Source organism: Nocardioides sp. YR527 (genome assembly GCF_900101045.1).
Taxonomy (GTDB): domain Bacteria; phylum Actinomycetota; class Actinomycetes; order Propionibacteriales; family Nocardioidaceae; genus Nocardioides.
The window spans coordinates 166,708-180,606 of the sequence record NZ_FNFN01000006.1; the positions used below are offsets into that span (position 1 = coordinate 166,708).

Sequence of the window (13,899 nt, forward strand, 5' to 3'; positions counted from 1 at the left end):
CAGCAGCCGTGGGAGAGGATGGAGGCATGCGCGTCCACATCGGCTGTGACCACGCCGGTCTCGAACTGAAGTCCCACCTGATCAACCGTCTGACCGAGCTCGGCTACGAGCCTGTCGACCACGGCCCGTTCGTCTACGACGCACTCGACGACTACCCGGTCTTCTGCATCCGGGCGGCCGAGGGCGTGGCTCGTGAGCGTGAGCAGGGGCTCGACAGCCTCGGTGTCGTGATCGGCGGATCGGGCAACGGCGAGCAGATGGCGGCCAACAAGGTGACCGGCATCCGCTGCGCGCTCGCGTGGAGCGAGGAGACCGCCAAGCTCGCCCGCGACCACAACAACGCCCAGGTGGTCGCCGTCGGCGGCCGGATGCACAGCCTCGAGGACATGACGAAGTTCGTCGAGATCTTCCTGGCCGAGCCGTTCAGCCAGGACGAGCGGCACGTCCGCCGCATCGACCAGCTCCACGCCTACGACGCGGACGGCGTACGGCCGCCGCTTCCCGACTCGGCCAAGGGCCTGGGGCCCGCCGAGGACCAGGACTGATCCGGGGATGCCCGAGGGGCACACCCTCCATCGTCTCGCACTCGATCTGAGCGACGCGTTCGCCGGCCAGCAGGTCCGGGTCAGCAGCCCGCAGGGCCGGTTCGCCGACTCCGCCGCGCTCCTCGACGCCCAGGTTCTCACCGGTGCCGAGGCATGGGGCAAGCAGCTGTTCCTGGAGTTCCCGGGGGAGCAGTTCGTCCACATCCACCTCGGCCTCTACGGCAAGCTCGACCTCAAGCCGTACGTCGATGAACCGCCGCTGCCCGTCGGCCAGGTCAGGCTCCGCCTGGCCGGCAGCGAGACGTACGCAGACCTGCGCGGCGCCAACACGTGCAACCTGGTCACCGCGGCCCAGCGGGACGCGGTGGTCGCGAAGCTCGGCCCGGACCCGCTGCGCGACGACGCCGACCCGGGTCGGGCGTGGCTGCGGATCAGCCGGAGCCGCACGACCATCGGCGCGCTGCTGATGGACCAGTCCGTCCTGGCCGGGGTGGGCAACGTCTACCGGGCCGAGGTGCTCTTCCGGCACCGGATCGACCCGATGCGCCCGGGCAACACCCTGCGCAGGCAGCAGTGGGACGCCATCTGGGACGACCTGGTCGAGCTCATGAAGCTCGGCGTGCAGAGGAACCGCATCGACACCGTCCGCGACGAGCACACCCCCGAGGCGATGGGCCGTCCGCCACGCAAGGACGACCACGGCGGCGAGGTCTACGTCTACCGCCGCCACGGCCAGCCGTGCCTGGTGTGCGGCACGAGCGTACGCACCACCGAGCTGCAGCAGCGCAACCTGTTCTGGTGCCCGAAGTGCCAGCGCACCTACCGGCCCCGGACGACCGTAAAGAAGTAGCCCGCACTACTCTCCGGCCTGCGAGAACGACCACGCAGCCCCCACCCCGAGACCTAGAGTGAGGCCATGTCGAGCCATGCCTTCGCGGACCGCCTGCGAAGCAACTCCCTTCGCCGCAGACTCCGTGACCCGGAGCTGCGAGCGGTGCTGTGGCTCGGCCCGCTCACGATCGTCCTGACGGTCCTCGCGGCCGCTCAGACGGGCTGGCTGCAGGTGGTCCCGGTGGCGGTCCTCACCGTCCCGCTGCTGCTCGGCGGGGTGCTGCTCGGGCCGCGTACGTTGAGCTGGTTCGTCGTCTTCGTGATGGTCATGATCGTGGTCGCCGCCAGCCGCCTGACCCTCTCCGACCGGGACGCCGTCGCCATCGGCGTCCACTTCATGCTCGGCTTCATCCTGCTGTTCGTGGGGGAGCGCCGCACCGACCTCGGGGTGGGCGGTCTGAGCAACGAGGTGATGCTCCGCGACCTGACCCGCAAGCTCGATCAGGGTGCGATCCCGCCGATGCCTCCCGGATGGCTCGCCGACTCCGCGGTCCTGCCGGCCGGTGGCACCCAGTTCGCCGGCGACCTCGTGGTGGCGGTGCGGGTCGAGGACCGGCTCGAGGTCGTCGTCGTCGACGTCTCCGGAAAAGGGGTGCGCGCCGGCACCCGGGCGCTCCAGCTCTCCGGCGCGTTCGGGGGCCTCCTCGGCGCACTCCCGCCGAGCGAGTTCCTCCCCGCCGCCAACCGCTACCTGATCCGCCAGGACTGGCAGGAGGGCTTCGCGACCGCGGTCTACCTCTCGATCGACCTGACCGACGGTGCGTACGAGATCCGCTCGGCCGGCCACCCGCCCGCCCTCCTGCGCCGTGCCGCCACCGGTCGCTGGGAGGAGGCCGAGAGCAACGGCCCGGTGCTGGGGCTCATCGACGACGTCGAGTTCGACGCCTGCGAGGGAGTGCTCGGGGTGGGCGACATGGTGATGCTCTACACCGACGGCGTCGTGGAGGCGCGAGGAGTCGATCTCGAGCACGGCATCGGCAACCTGGTCGCCACCGCCGACCACCTCGCGGTCACCGGCCGTGGTGGGGGAGCGCGCCGTCTGCTCGAGGGACTGAGCGCCAGCTCCGACGATCGCGCGCTCGTCGCGGTCGGGCGAAGGTGACCCGGCCGACCCCGCGAACCGGCCGGTAGGGGAGCCGGTTACAGGTGTGAGCCAGATCTATGGCAGGATTTCCCAGGTCGCACGAGGGCGCTGGCTCTCGCGTGCGCGGATGTAGCTCAATGGTAGAGCCTCAGTCTTCCAAACTGATTACGCGGGTTCGATTCCCGTCATCCGCTCCAAGTGTCATTCCCGCTGATTGGGGAGGGGCCCTTGACGGGGCGTAGCGTAGTGGCTAGCGCGCCTGCTTTGGGAGCAGGAGACCGCAGGTTCGAGTCCTGTCGCCCCGACATTTCATAGCCCTGCACGCGACATCATTCTCAGAAACAAACGACAGGAGACACCCTGTGAAGAGCGCCGTCGAGACGTTGAGCCCGACCCGGGCCAAGCTGACCGTCGAGGTGCCCTTCGAGGAGCTCAAGCCGAGCCTCGACGCGGCGTACAAGCAGATCGCCAAGCAGATCAACGTCCCCGGCTTCCGCCGGGGCAAGGTCCCGCCCCAGGTGATCGACAAGCAGGTCGGCCGCGGTGCGGTGCTCTCCGAGGCGGTCAACAACGTCCTCCCGCAGATGTACTTCGAAGCCCTCCAGGAGAACTCGCTCGAGCCGCTCGCGCAGCCCGAGATCGAGGTCACCAAACTCGAGGACAACGAGACCCTGGAGTTCACCGCCGAGGTCGACATCAAGCCCGAGATCACGCTGCCCGACTACGAGGGCATCGAGGCGAAGGTCGACGACATCGAGCTCACCGACGCCGACGTCGAGGAGCAGATCCAGGCGATGCGCGAGCGCTTCGGCACTCTCAAGGACGTCGAGCGCGCCGCCGCCGACGGCGACTTCGTGGTCATCGACCTGAAGGCGACCAAGGACGGCGAGGACGTCGAGGGCGCCGAGGCCGTCGGGATGAGCTACCAGGTCGGCAAGGGCGGCATGCTCGACGGCCTCGACGAGGCCATCGTCGGTCTCTCCGCCAGTGAGTCCACGGACTTCAAGAGCACCCTCGTCGGCGGTGAGCTGATCGGCCAGGAGGTCGACGTCAACGTCACCGTCAACCAGGTCCAGGAGCAGGAGCTCCCGGCCTACGACGACGACTTCGCCCAGCTCGCCAGCGAGTTCGACACCGTCAAGGAGCTCGAGGAGGACGTCCGCGGCCGCCTCGGCAACGGCAAGCGCCTCGAGCAGGCCGCTGCCGCCCGTGACGCCGTCCTCGAGGCGCTCCTGGAGCAGATCGAGATCCCGCTGCCGGAGAGCATCGTCACCGACGAGCTCAACGCGCGCCGCGAGGGCATCGAGCAGCAGCTCGGCTTCGCCGGCCTCACCTTCGAGAAGTACCTCGAGGACGAGGAGCAGACGATCGAGGAGTTCGAGGCCGACCTCGAGCGCCGCGTTCGTGACGCCGTCGCCGCTCAGCTGATCCTCGACCAGATCGCCAAGGAGAAGGAGATCGGGGTCGAGCAGCAGGAGCTGACCGAGCACATGATGCGCCGTGCGCAGCAGTCCGGTCAGGACCCGCAGGAGTTCGTCAACCACATGCTCGAGCACAACCACGTGCCCGAGCTGGTCCAGGAGATCCTGCGCGGCAAGGCGCTGGCCCAGCTCGTCGAGGCCGCCAAGGTCACCGACGAGTCCGGCAACCACGTCGAGCTGAAGAACCTCCGCCCCGACGGCACCATCGGTGAGGACGAGCCCGAGGCTGAGGCCGAGGCTCCGGAGGAGACCGAGAAGGCCGACGCCTGATCACCCTCTGACGTACGTCACAGCGCCCCTGCCTCACGGCGGGGGCGCTGTCGTTTTGGGGTGAGTCGGCGCTACTGGGCGTCGAAGTTGTCCGTCGGGTCGCCCGAGACCTCCAGGTGCTTGGCCGCACAGTCGGTTTTCGACAGTCCCTGCTCGACGCACCACTCCAGCGCGGGGCTGGAGGTGTCGCTGGGATGGGGCACCACGACGGCGTACATCCCCGGCTTGACGTAGGAGCTCGGCCACTCGCCGGTGTCGAGGAGCAGCGCCTCGGGGTGGGCGGTCTTGATCCTCTGGTAGCGGGTGAGCGCCTGGTCCCAGTCGGTGTCGCCGCCGTCCCCGGCACCGACCGCCGCGAGCTGCGGGATCCAGGTGCCGATGAGCTTGGTGGCTGCCTCGGTGTCGAGGCGGGAGATGCGGAGCAGCTGGCGCTCGGGCGGGGCGTTCGGGTCCACGGAGGGCTCGCTGGACGGCTCGCTCGTGGGGCTGGCCGAAGGCTCCGGCTCCGCCTCGGACTGCACGGGGCCGATCCCGTCCTTGCCGAAGATGAACCCGAGCACGCCGGCGATGAGCACCAGCACCACGATCATCACCAGGATCGGGGCGGTGCGACCCTTCCGTCGCGCCGGCGGTGGCGAGGCAGCCTCGTCGAAGAAGTACCCGCGCGTGCTGCGGCCCGTGGTCGCCCCCTCGCCGAGCTCGTCGACGAAGAGTGGACGGTGCCGCTCCGGGGGAGCCAGGAGCGGGGTGCCGCAGCCGATGCAGTAGACGGCCCCCGGCAGCAGCGCATCGCCGCACGACAGGCAGTGCGATTCCTTTTCCTCGCTCACCCCGGACACCCCCTTCCCCATCCGACGGTAACCCGTGAAGACCGCTGTCGTCACGCAACACCAGTAACAACAGCATCACAGACACCATACGTGCGAGTGAACGCAAACGGACTGAATATGGTCGTCGCGGTGTGATCTGAGACACAGGCGGGCCGAACAGTGGCCACAGGTGATCCTGTCGGCGGGGCGGAGGCCCTACGCTGCCAGCGTGACCCCCAGCCCTGAGACCGTCCGCGCCGTGGTCCTCAACGTCGAGGACGCCCCGGTGGACCCCGACGCCGAGGAGCTGCTCGACCGCGGTCAGGGCAAGGTTGCCGGCCTCGTCGGTCTGGCGAAGCTCGCCTGGCGCATCACGGCCTTCGCGCGACGTCCGTTCGCGGCCCCGTTCGCACTCGCGACGCCGATCGTCCGCGGCGTCGTCAACGCCGACTCCGGACCCGCCGTCACCGTCCGGCACCAGGGCCGCGCGGTCAGCCCGAAGGAGTGGGCCGCCGCCCAGCGACAGGTCGGGACGAGCCCTCGGATCCTGGTCCTGATCCCGCCGGCGGGCAAGAGCGAGACCGTCTGGGACGAGGGCTCGCAGGCGACCGGGGCGACGTACGCCGACCGGCTCGCCGAACTGCTCGGCTGGATGCCGCTGCACATGCACGTGTCGGCCGGCAGCAGGTCGGTGCCCGCCGCGGTGGCGCTCAGCAGCCGGATCCAGGAGTGCCTCGACGCTCTTGCCGCGGAGCCGCACATCGATTCTGCCGGCTCGCCACGCATCGTCCTGGTCGCCTACGCCGGTGGTGGTCTGATCGCCCGCAACGCGCTCGGGGTGGCCACCTCCGGCGCGCGGCCCTGGACGACGTACGTCTCCGAGCTGATCGCCCTCGGCACGACCCCCTATGCGGTCACCTCCGCCCCGATCTCGGGTGGGGTCGGCAAGCAGATCGACGAGCACCTCGCCGGGATCGCGGTCGTCGGGGCCGACGAGGCGATGCTCCCGCCGCGACCGGATGTCGACTATCTGCTGGTCACCGACAAGGCGACCTCGCGCCCCAACCGGGTGGGTCGACTCTTCGGGGAGATGCTGTGGTGGCGGCACAAGACGCCGCTGCGGACGCGCCGGGTGCGCGACCTGTTCCCCACGGCGGAGCGCTTCGCTCTCTCGACCGCCGACACGCCGCTGTCGAACCATCCCGCGGTCCACGACGCCCTGCTGCGCTGGCTGGCGTAGCCGTCGGAATCGCGGCGCCGCCCGGATTGCCACGCGATCGCCAATAGTTCTGCCGTCGGCGAACAATGGCACACCAGCCGTGGAACAACGGGATGTGGCGGCTAGTGTCGATCCTGTGAACATCGACTCCAGCGCGGCTGACGCTCATGCCGGTGCCCCAGGGCTCTCCCCGAGCCTGGGCGGCAACGGCGGCGGTCTGAGCCTTCTCGACGACAACATCTACAACCGACTGCTGCGGGAGCGCATCGTCTTCCTCGGCTCCGAGGTCCGCGACCAGAACGCCAACGCGATCTGCGCGCAGCTCCTGCTGCTCTCCGCGGAGGACCCCGAGGCCGACATCTTCCTTCACATCAACTCGCCCGGTGGCTCGGTGGATGCCGGTATGGCCATCTACGACACGATGAACTACATCCCCAACGACGTCGCGACCGTCGGCATGGGCCTGGCCGCCTCGATGGGCCAGTTCCTGCTGTGCGCCGGCGCGAAGGGCAAGCGCTACGCGCTGCCGCACGCGCGGATCATGATGCACCAGCCCTCCTCGGGCATGGGTGGCTCGGCCTCCGACATCAAGATCCAGGCCCAGCAGTCGCTGCACATCAAGAAGGTGCTGCTCGATCTGATCAGCGAGCACACCGGCCAGAGCGTCGAGCAGGTCACCACGGACGCAGACCGCGACCGCTGGTTCACCGCCGCCGAAGCTCTCGACTACGGCTTGGTCGACCAGGTCATCCGGAGTGCCAAGGAAGCCTCCGACGAGGGCCGCCCCGCTCACAAGAAGGACTGAGGACATGAACTACTACATCCCGCAGTGGGAGGAGCGTACGTCCTACGGCGTCCGCCGGATCGACCCCTACGCCAAGCTCTTCGAGGACCGGATCATCTACCTGGGCACCCCGATCAGCGACGATGTCGCCAACGCGGTCATCGCCCAGCTGCTCTGCCTGCAGTCGATGAACCCGGACCAGGACATCTCGATCTACATCAACAGCCCCGGTGGCTCGTTCACGGCCTGCACCGCGATCTACGACACGATGCAGTTCATCAAGCCGGACGTGCAGACCGTCTGCATCGGTCAGGCCGCCTCGGCTGCCGCGATCCTGCTCGGCGCGGGTGCTCACGGCAAGCGGATGGCGCTGCCCAACAGCCGCATCCTGATCCACCAGCCCTACACCGAGGGCACCTTCGGCCAGACCTCCGACATCGAGATCCAGGCCAACGAGATCCTGCGGATGCGTGAGCTGCTCGAGAAGATGATCGCCGACCACAGCGGCAAGTCGATGGACGAGGTCAGCCACGACATCGAGCGCGACAAGATCCTCACCGCCGCCCAGGCGGTCGAGTACGGCCTGATCGACTCGGTGCTCGAGTCGCTCAAGACGCCGGCGCTCGTTTGACCTTCGGGCCCCGCGCCGCTCCCACACTGAGGGCGCGGTGCGGGGTACCGTCAGTAACTATTCGGACCTAGCAGCACAAGTCGGGGAAGGAAGGCCACTCGTGGCACGCATCGGCGACGGAGGTGACCTGCTGAAGTGCTCCTTCTGCGGGAAGAGCCAGAAGCAGGTCAAGAAGCTCATCGCGGGTCCCGGCGTCTACATCTGCGACGAGTGCATCGATCTCTGCAACGAGATCATCGAGGAGGAGCTCAACGAGGGCTCCGAGGTCGAGATCGCCGACCTCCCCAAGCCGAAGGAGATCTTCGACTTCCTCAACTCCTACGTCATCGGCCAGGAGCAGGCGAAGAAGTCGCTCGCGGTGGCGGTCTACAACCACTACAAGCGCGTCCAGGCCGGCCTGCAGCCCGGCGGCCCGCAGGGTCCCGGCAAGCACGCCAAGGAGGAGCAGGTCGAGGTCGCCAAGTCCAACATCTTGGTGATCGGCCCGACCGGCTGCGGCAAGACCTACCTGGCGCAGACCCTGGCCCGGATGCTCAACGTCCCGTTCGCGATCGCGGACGCCACCGCTCTGACCGAGGCGGGCTACGTCGGCGAGGACGTCGAGAACATCCTCCTCAAGCTGATCCAGGCCGCCGACTACGACGTCAAGAAGGCCGAGACCGGCATCATCTACATCGACGAGATCGACAAGGTGGCCCGCAAGGCGGAGAACCCCTCGATCACGCGCGACGTCTCCGGTGAGGGCGTGCAGCAGGCGCTGCTGAAGATCATCGAGGGCACCACCGCCTCGGTGCCGCCGCAGGGTGGCCGCAAGCACCCGCACCAGGAGTTCATCCAGATCGACACCACCAACATCCTCTTCGTGGTGGGTGGCGCGTTCGCCGGTCTGGAGCACATCATCGAGCAGCGGGTCGGCAAGAAGACCCTCGGCTTCACCGCCGAGGTGCGCGGCAAGGCCGAGAAGGAGTCCGAGGACCTCCTGAAGCTGGTGCGTCCCGAGGACCTCACCAAGTTCGGGCTGATCCCGGAGTTCATCGGTCGGCTGCCGCTGATCGCGAGCGTCGAGAAGCTCGACCAGGCCGCGCTGGTCCAGATCCTGACCGAGCCGCGCAACGCGCTGGTGAAGCAGTACCAGAAGCTCTTCGACCTCGACGGCGTCGACCTCGAGTTCACCGAGGAGGCGGTCACCGCCATCGCCGACAAGGCCCTCGAGCGCGGCACCGGTGCCCGAGGCCTGCGGGCGATCATCGAGGAGGTCCTCCTCTACGTGATGTACGACGTGCCCTCCCGTGGCGACGTCGGCAAGGTGATCGTGACCCGCGAGGTGGTCGATGACGGCGAGATGCCGACCCTGGTGCCGCGCGAGAAGGAAACCAAGAAGAAGTCCGCGTAGCCCGTTTGGGTCATTTTCGCTGCCCGGGTCGGTATTGGCCCGGGCGGTCGGACAGAATACGCACTGATGAGCATCTGTACCTTTCCAGCTCCGTCACTCGGTAGGGAAGTGGGCACGTGAGGTTCCAGAGGGGCCCGGTGATGGCCTACGCCGCCGTAGTGCTCATCGGCCTGCTCGTGGTCATCCAGACCCTCAGCCCGGACGTCTCCGCGCTGCACCGGGTGCCGCGTACGCTCTCGGGCCAGGCCGACTTCACCGTGATCCCTCCGGCGCCGTCTCCCGACGTCTCCGGGGTGTCGACGATTCCCAGCACCACGCCCGATCCGGACCGGGGGAGCGACCGGGAGGACCCGGCCCCGCCGAAGAGCCGCGAGGACGAGAAGCCGGACAAGGCGCCGTCCGCGCCCGCCGAGCAGCCCGACGCACCGCCCTCCGCGGATCCGACGACGCCTGCCGACCCCGGCGAGGACGAGGGCCACGGCAAGCCACCCACGCTGGTCCCGTCCGTGGGACCGATCCCGGGCATCATGGCGCCGCTGCTGTGGCCGTTCGTGGCCGAGGAGGACGCCCGCCCCGTCGACGAGGCCGTGCCGATGTTCCTGCGGCAGCTGATCGCCGCCGACGCCGGCATCCCGGTCGAGGACCTTCCGTTGGAAGAGCCCAAGGCCGACCGGGAATCCGACGAAGAGCCGGCAGAGACGAAGGACCCCGACGCGGAGTCGACCAAGCACGAGTCCGAGGCCGAACAGGTCATCCAGGACGCCTGCGAGCTCACCGCCGCGATCGCCGAGGATGTGAAGACGCTGCCGGGATCGAACAAGGATCGCGAACCGGATGCCACGCCGGAGTGCGACGAGGCGTGCGCTGAGCCGAAGACACCGGTAGGGTCGTCGCCCGCAGCCGAACCCGAGGCCACCACCGAATCCGCTGAGCCGTCCGACACCGAGCCGTCCACCACTGGGACGTCGGATACATCGGAGCCGGAGCAGGAGCCGAAGGAAGGCAGCAAGGACGACCAGACTTGTGCCGAGAAGTCGGTGCAGTAGGGATCACTCCGATGGCGACCGCACCACGCCAGAGTGACCGGCCGAGCGAGTCCCCCCGGGCGCTTGGCTGGAGTGAGGGACGAAGCAGGCCCCGGACCGCATCGCGGTCCGGGGCCTGCTCCGTCGTTTCGGGCTCCGTCGGCCTGAGGCTCAGGCCTCCTGGGAGACCTCGGCCAGCTCGGCGGTGACGGTGATCTCGGTGGCGTTCTCGTCGACGGTGAAGAAGAGGTCACCGACGATGTTGCCGACCCGCTTGAGGTCCGGCGCGGCGGCCTCGGCGTCCTTGACCAGCTTGGCCGGGCCGGTGACCTCGGCCTTGGCCAGCGGGTGACGCATCTTCACCTTCGCGGTCGACTTCGCGCCGCGGATCCCGGTCAGGGTCGCCGCGACGGCGTCGAGCGCCGCCGGGTCGGCGGCGGCAGCGGTGCCGAGCTCGAGCTCACGCGGCCACGAGGAGGTGTGGATGGAACCGGTCTGCCACCACGACCAGACCTCCTCGGTGACGTACGGGAGGAAGGGGGCCAGCAGGCGCAGCTGGACGTGGAGAGCCGTGGCCAGCGTTGCGCGCGCGGACTCGGTGGCCAGACCGCCGTCCTCGTCATAGGCACGTTCCTTGACCAGCTCGAGGTAGTCGTCGCAGAACTCCCAGAAGAACTTCTCCGAGGTCTCCAGCGCCGTGGAGTAGTCGTAGGCGGTGAAGGCGTCGGTCGCCTTGGTGATCGTCTCCTTGAGGCGGGCCATCAGGGCGCAGTCGACCGGCTGGGTGATCGCGACCGGGTTCAGCGTGGACGCGCCGACGTTGCCGAGGACGAACTTGGAGGCGTTGAGGATCTTCATCGCCAGGCGGCGACCGACCTTCATCTGGGTCTCGTCGAACGGCGAGTCCATGCCCGGCCGGGTCAGCGCGGCGCGCCAGCGAACCGCGTCGGCACCGAACTTCTCGAGGATCTCGGTCGGGACGACGACGTTGCCCTTCGACTTCGACATCTTCTTGCGGTCGGGGTCGAGGATCCAGCCGGCGATCATCGCGTGGCTCCACGGGACGGTGCCGTCCTCGAGGTGGGCGCGGACGATGCGGCCGAAGAGCCAGGTGCGGATGATCTCGTGGCTCTGGGTGCACAGGTCCATCGGGTAGACCCGGCTGAACAGGTCGGGGTCGGACTCCCAGCCGCCCGCGATCTGTGGGGTCAGCGACGAGGTTGCCCAGGTGTCCATGACGTCCGGGTCGCCCTGGAAGCCGCCGGGCTTGCCGCGCTGCGCCTCCTCGTAGCCGGCCGGGACGTCGGTCGACGGGTCGATCGGGAGCTGGTCCTCGCTGGGCAGCAGCGGCTTGTCGTAGTCGGGGTTGCCCTCGGCGTCGAGTGCGTACCAGACCGGGAACGGGATGCCGAAGAAGCGCTGGCGGGAGATCAGCCAGTCGCCGTTGAGGCCGCCGACCCAGTTGTCGTAGCGGTGACGCATGTGCTCGGGCAGCCAGGTCAGGTCGCCGCCGCGGGCCAGCAGCTGCTCACGCAGCTCGGGGTTGCGGCCACCGTTGGTGATGTACCACTGCCGGCTGGCGACGATCTCGAGCGGCTTGTCGCCACGCTCGTAGAAGTTGGCCATCCGCTGGGTCTTCTTCGGCTCGCCCTCGAGGTCACCGGAGTCGCGGATCATCGCGACCACGGCCTCGCGGGCCGAGTGGACGGTCTTGCCCTTGAGCTCCTCGTACGCCTCGGTGCCGGCCGGCGTGGTGATCCACTCCGGGGTCTCGCGGGAGAAGCGGCCGTCACGGCCGATCAGGGCACGGGCGGGGAGGTTGAGCTCACGCCACCACTGGACGTCGGTGAGGTCGCCCCAGGTGCAGCACATCGCGATGCCGGCGCCCTTGTCCATCTCCGCGGCCTCGTGGGCCAGGACGGGGATCTCGACGCCGAAGATCGGGCTGGAGACGGTGCTCCCGAACAGGTGCTTGTAGCGGTCGTCGTCGGGGTGGGCGATCAGTGCGACGACGCTCGGGATCAGCTCGGGGCGGGTGGTCTCGATGTGGATCTTCGCGCCGTCAGGGGCATGGAAGGCGACGCGGTGGAAGAAGCCGGGGTAGTCCTTGGCCTCGAGCTCGGCCTGGGCGACGGCGGTCTGGAAGGTGACGTCCCACAGGGTCGGCGCCTCCTGCAGGTATGCCTCTCCGCGGGCGAGGTTGCGCAGGAACGCCCGCTGCGAGGCGGTCTGGGAGACCTTGCCGATCGTCGTGTACTGCTGGTCCCAGTCGAAGGAGAGACCCAGCGTGCGCCACAGGTCCTCGAAGACCTTCTCGTCCTCGACGACCAGCTGGTTGCACAGCTCGACGAAGTTGGGCCGGCTGATCGAGATCTGGCGCTTCGGGTCGGGCTTCTCCGGCGGGGTGAAGTCGGGGTCGTACGGCAGGCTCGGGTCGCAACGGACGCCGAAGTAGTTCTGGACCCGTCGCTCGGTGGGAAGACCGTTGTCGTCCCAGCCGATCGGGTAGAAGACCGACTTGCCGTTCATCCGCTGGAAGCGGGCGACCAGGTCGGGGTGGGTGTAGGAGAAGACGTGGCCGACGTGCAGGCTGCCGGAGACGGTCGGCGGCGGGGTGTCGATCGAGTAGACGTTCTCCCGCGGCTGGGTGCGGTCGAAGGCGTACGTCTTCTCGTTCTTCCACTGCTCGGCCCACTTGGCCTCCAGGCCCTCGAGGACCGGCTTGTCCGGTACGGCGACTACGCGCTGCTCAGCGGGCGTAGTCGTCTCCGGTGCGGTCTGCGTGGGCGTGGTCTCAGTCATGGGACCAAATCCTATGGGCGCGCGGTTGCTGGCGCGAAACCCGGTTGAGACCGGTGTCATGCCCTCGCCATGCTTCGGTCATGGGCACCATCGACTTCTTCACCGACCCAGCCGAGTTCCTCGCCGTCGCGAAGGACTATCTCGCCGCGGAGCCGGTGACCGCCAACGTGGTCGCCACCAACGCGGAGAAGGCGACCCGGGTGGAGCAGGAGGGGCCGTATCGCTGGTTCGCGGTCGCCCGCGACGGTGACCGTGTCGGTGCCCGTGTCGTGGGGGCGGCGATGCGGACGGCCAACTTCGAGCCCTACCCGCTCTACGTCTGCCCGATGCCCGAGCCGGCGGCGCTCGAGCTGGCGCGGGCGCTGCACGCGAGGGGCGAGTACGCCGGTGGGGCCAACGGCGCGCTCCCGGCGGCCCGGACGGTGGCCGAGGAGACCGCGCGGCTCGCGGGCGGGCGGGTGAGCGTCGCGATGGCGTCGCGTCTGCACGAGCTCGGCACGCTGGTGGTCCCGTCCGGTGTGCCCGGGCACGCCCGCCCGGCGACGTACGACGACCTCGAGCTGTGCCGGGAGTGGCTGGCCGACTTCGGGCACGCCGCCCGGGAGCAGTCCTCGAACAAGGCCTACGCCCACGAGCACGCTGCCGTCGGCGAAGACGAGGTGCGGCGCCGGATCGAGGAGTTCCTGCTGCTGTGGGAGGTCGACGGTGAGGTCGTGTCCCTGGTCGGTGCGACCCCGCCGGCTCACGGTGTCGTCCGGATCGCGCCGGTCTACACGCCGAAGGAGCAGCGGGGTCACGGCTACGGCACCGCGGTGACCGCCGAGGCCTCACGCCTCCTCGGCGCCGACGGCACGCGGCTGTGCCTGTTCACCGACGCCGACAACCCCGTCTCCAACCACGTCTACGCCAAGATCGGCTACCGCCCCGTCGTCGACATGGCCAACCACACGATCGTCCCCTGACCT

The 13,899-nt window shown here is 68.8% G+C and carries 12 protein-coding genes and 2 tRNA genes; 12 read left to right on the top strand and 2 right to left on the bottom strand.

The annotated features are described in order from the left end of the window. Window positions 1–26: 26 nt before the first annotated feature. The 6 genes from BLT25_RS19180 to tig all read left to right on the top strand — a co-directional run bounded on the left by BLT25_RS19180 (window position 27) and on the right by tig (window position 4,271). Window positions 27–545, top strand: coding sequence for a ribose-5-phosphate isomerase (locus BLT25_RS19180; protein ID WP_091049251.1), 519 nt, complete (start codon window positions 27–29; stop codon window positions 543–545). A 7-nt stretch (window positions 546–552) separates the two neighbouring features. After that, entirely contained in the window at window positions 553–1,395 is an 843-nt protein-coding gene (locus BLT25_RS19185; protein WP_091049254.1) for an Fpg/Nei family DNA glycosylase, read from the top strand. A gap of 66 nt (window positions 1,396–1,461) precedes the next feature. Beyond that, entirely contained in the window at window positions 1,462–2,538 is a 1,077-nt protein-coding gene (locus tag BLT25_RS19190; RefSeq protein WP_091049256.1) for a PP2C family protein-serine/threonine phosphatase, read from the top strand. 105 nt (window positions 2,539–2,643) lie between these two features. Then, a tRNA-Gly gene (locus BLT25_RS19195) sits at window positions 2,644–2,717 on the top strand. Window positions 2,718–2,752: 35 nt separating this feature from the next. Continuing rightward, window positions 2,753–2,825, top strand: a tRNA-Pro gene (locus BLT25_RS19200). 57 nt (window positions 2,826–2,882) lie between these two features. Then, window positions 2,883–4,271 carry a trigger factor gene (gene tig, locus BLT25_RS19205; protein ID WP_091049259.1) on the top strand — a complete coding sequence of 463 codons (1,389 nt, stop codon included), beginning with the start codon at window positions 2,883–2,885 and terminating at the stop codon, window positions 4,269–4,271. A gap of 71 nt (window positions 4,272–4,342) precedes the next feature. Here tig and BLT25_RS19210 read toward each other — a convergent pair whose 3' ends face one another. Next, window positions 4,343–5,101 carry a zinc ribbon domain-containing protein gene (locus tag BLT25_RS19210; RefSeq protein ID WP_143033793.1) on the bottom strand — a complete coding sequence of 253 codons (759 nt, stop codon included), beginning with the start codon at window positions 5,099–5,101 and terminating at the stop codon, window positions 4,343–4,345. A gap of 208 nt (window positions 5,102–5,309) precedes the next feature. Between BLT25_RS19210 and BLT25_RS19215 the strand changes: the two genes are divergently transcribed. From BLT25_RS19215 to BLT25_RS19235, 5 genes are all read left to right on the top strand, one after another. Further along, window positions 5,310–6,320 carry a lipase family protein gene (locus BLT25_RS19215; RefSeq protein ID WP_091049263.1) on the top strand — a complete coding sequence of 337 codons (1,011 nt, stop codon included), beginning with the start codon at window positions 5,310–5,312 and terminating at the stop codon, window positions 6,318–6,320. Window positions 6,321–6,441: 121 nt separating this feature from the next. Beyond that, window positions 6,442–7,104: an ATP-dependent Clp protease proteolytic subunit gene (locus BLT25_RS19220; protein WP_371113349.1), complete on the top strand. Its 663-nt coding sequence runs from the start codon at window positions 6,442–6,444 to the stop codon at window positions 7,102–7,104. A gap of 4 nt (window positions 7,105–7,108) precedes the next feature. Continuing rightward, window positions 7,109–7,714 carry an ATP-dependent Clp protease proteolytic subunit gene (locus BLT25_RS19225; protein WP_091049270.1) on the top strand — a complete coding sequence of 202 codons (606 nt, stop codon included), beginning with the start codon at window positions 7,109–7,111 and terminating at the stop codon, window positions 7,712–7,714. A 100-nt stretch (window positions 7,715–7,814) separates the two neighbouring features. Then, window positions 7,815–9,107 (top strand): ATP-dependent Clp protease ATP-binding subunit ClpX, encoded by a 1,293-nt coding sequence (gene clpX / locus BLT25_RS19230; protein WP_091049272.1) that lies wholly within the window; start codon window positions 7,815–7,817, stop codon window positions 9,105–9,107. A gap of 116 nt (window positions 9,108–9,223) precedes the next feature. Then, window positions 9,224–10,153: a hypothetical protein gene (locus BLT25_RS19235; RefSeq protein WP_143033794.1), complete on the top strand. Its 930-nt coding sequence runs from the start codon at window positions 9,224–9,226 to the stop codon at window positions 10,151–10,153. Window positions 10,154–10,303: 150 nt separating this feature from the next. On the opposite strand, the gene valS is transcribed toward BLT25_RS19235, so the two are convergent. After that, a complete protein-coding gene (gene valS / locus BLT25_RS19240; RefSeq protein WP_091049276.1) occupies window positions 10,304–12,934 on the bottom strand; it encodes a valine--tRNA ligase in 2,631 nt (876 codons plus the stop codon). Between the two features lie 80 nt (window positions 12,935–13,014). Between valS and BLT25_RS19245 the strand changes: the two genes are divergently transcribed. After that, entirely contained in the window at window positions 13,015–13,896 is an 882-nt protein-coding gene (locus BLT25_RS19245; RefSeq protein ID WP_091049277.1) for a GNAT family N-acetyltransferase, read from the top strand. Window positions 13,897–13,899 lie beyond the last annotated feature (3 nt).

Coding starts and splice junctions, on each gene's coding strand:
- BLT25_RS19185 (WP_091049254.1), top strand. CDS start 553: ATGCCCGAGGGGCACACCCTCCATCGTCTCGCACTCGATCTGAGCGAC.
- BLT25_RS19225 (WP_091049270.1), top strand. CDS start 7,109: ATGAACTACTACATCCCGCAGTGGGAGGAGCGTACGTCCTACGGCGTC.
- valS (WP_091049276.1), bottom strand. CDS start 12,934: ATGACTGAGACCACGCCCACGCAGACCGCACCGGAGACGACTACGCCC.
- BLT25_RS19180 (WP_091049251.1), top strand. CDS start 27: ATGCGCGTCCACATCGGCTGTGACCACGCCGGTCTCGAACTGAAGTCC.
- BLT25_RS19245 (WP_091049277.1), top strand. CDS start 13,015: ATGGGCACCATCGACTTCTTCACCGACCCAGCCGAGTTCCTCGCCGTC.
- BLT25_RS19190 (WP_091049256.1), top strand. CDS start 1,462: ATGTCGAGCCATGCCTTCGCGGACCGCCTGCGAAGCAACTCCCTTCGC.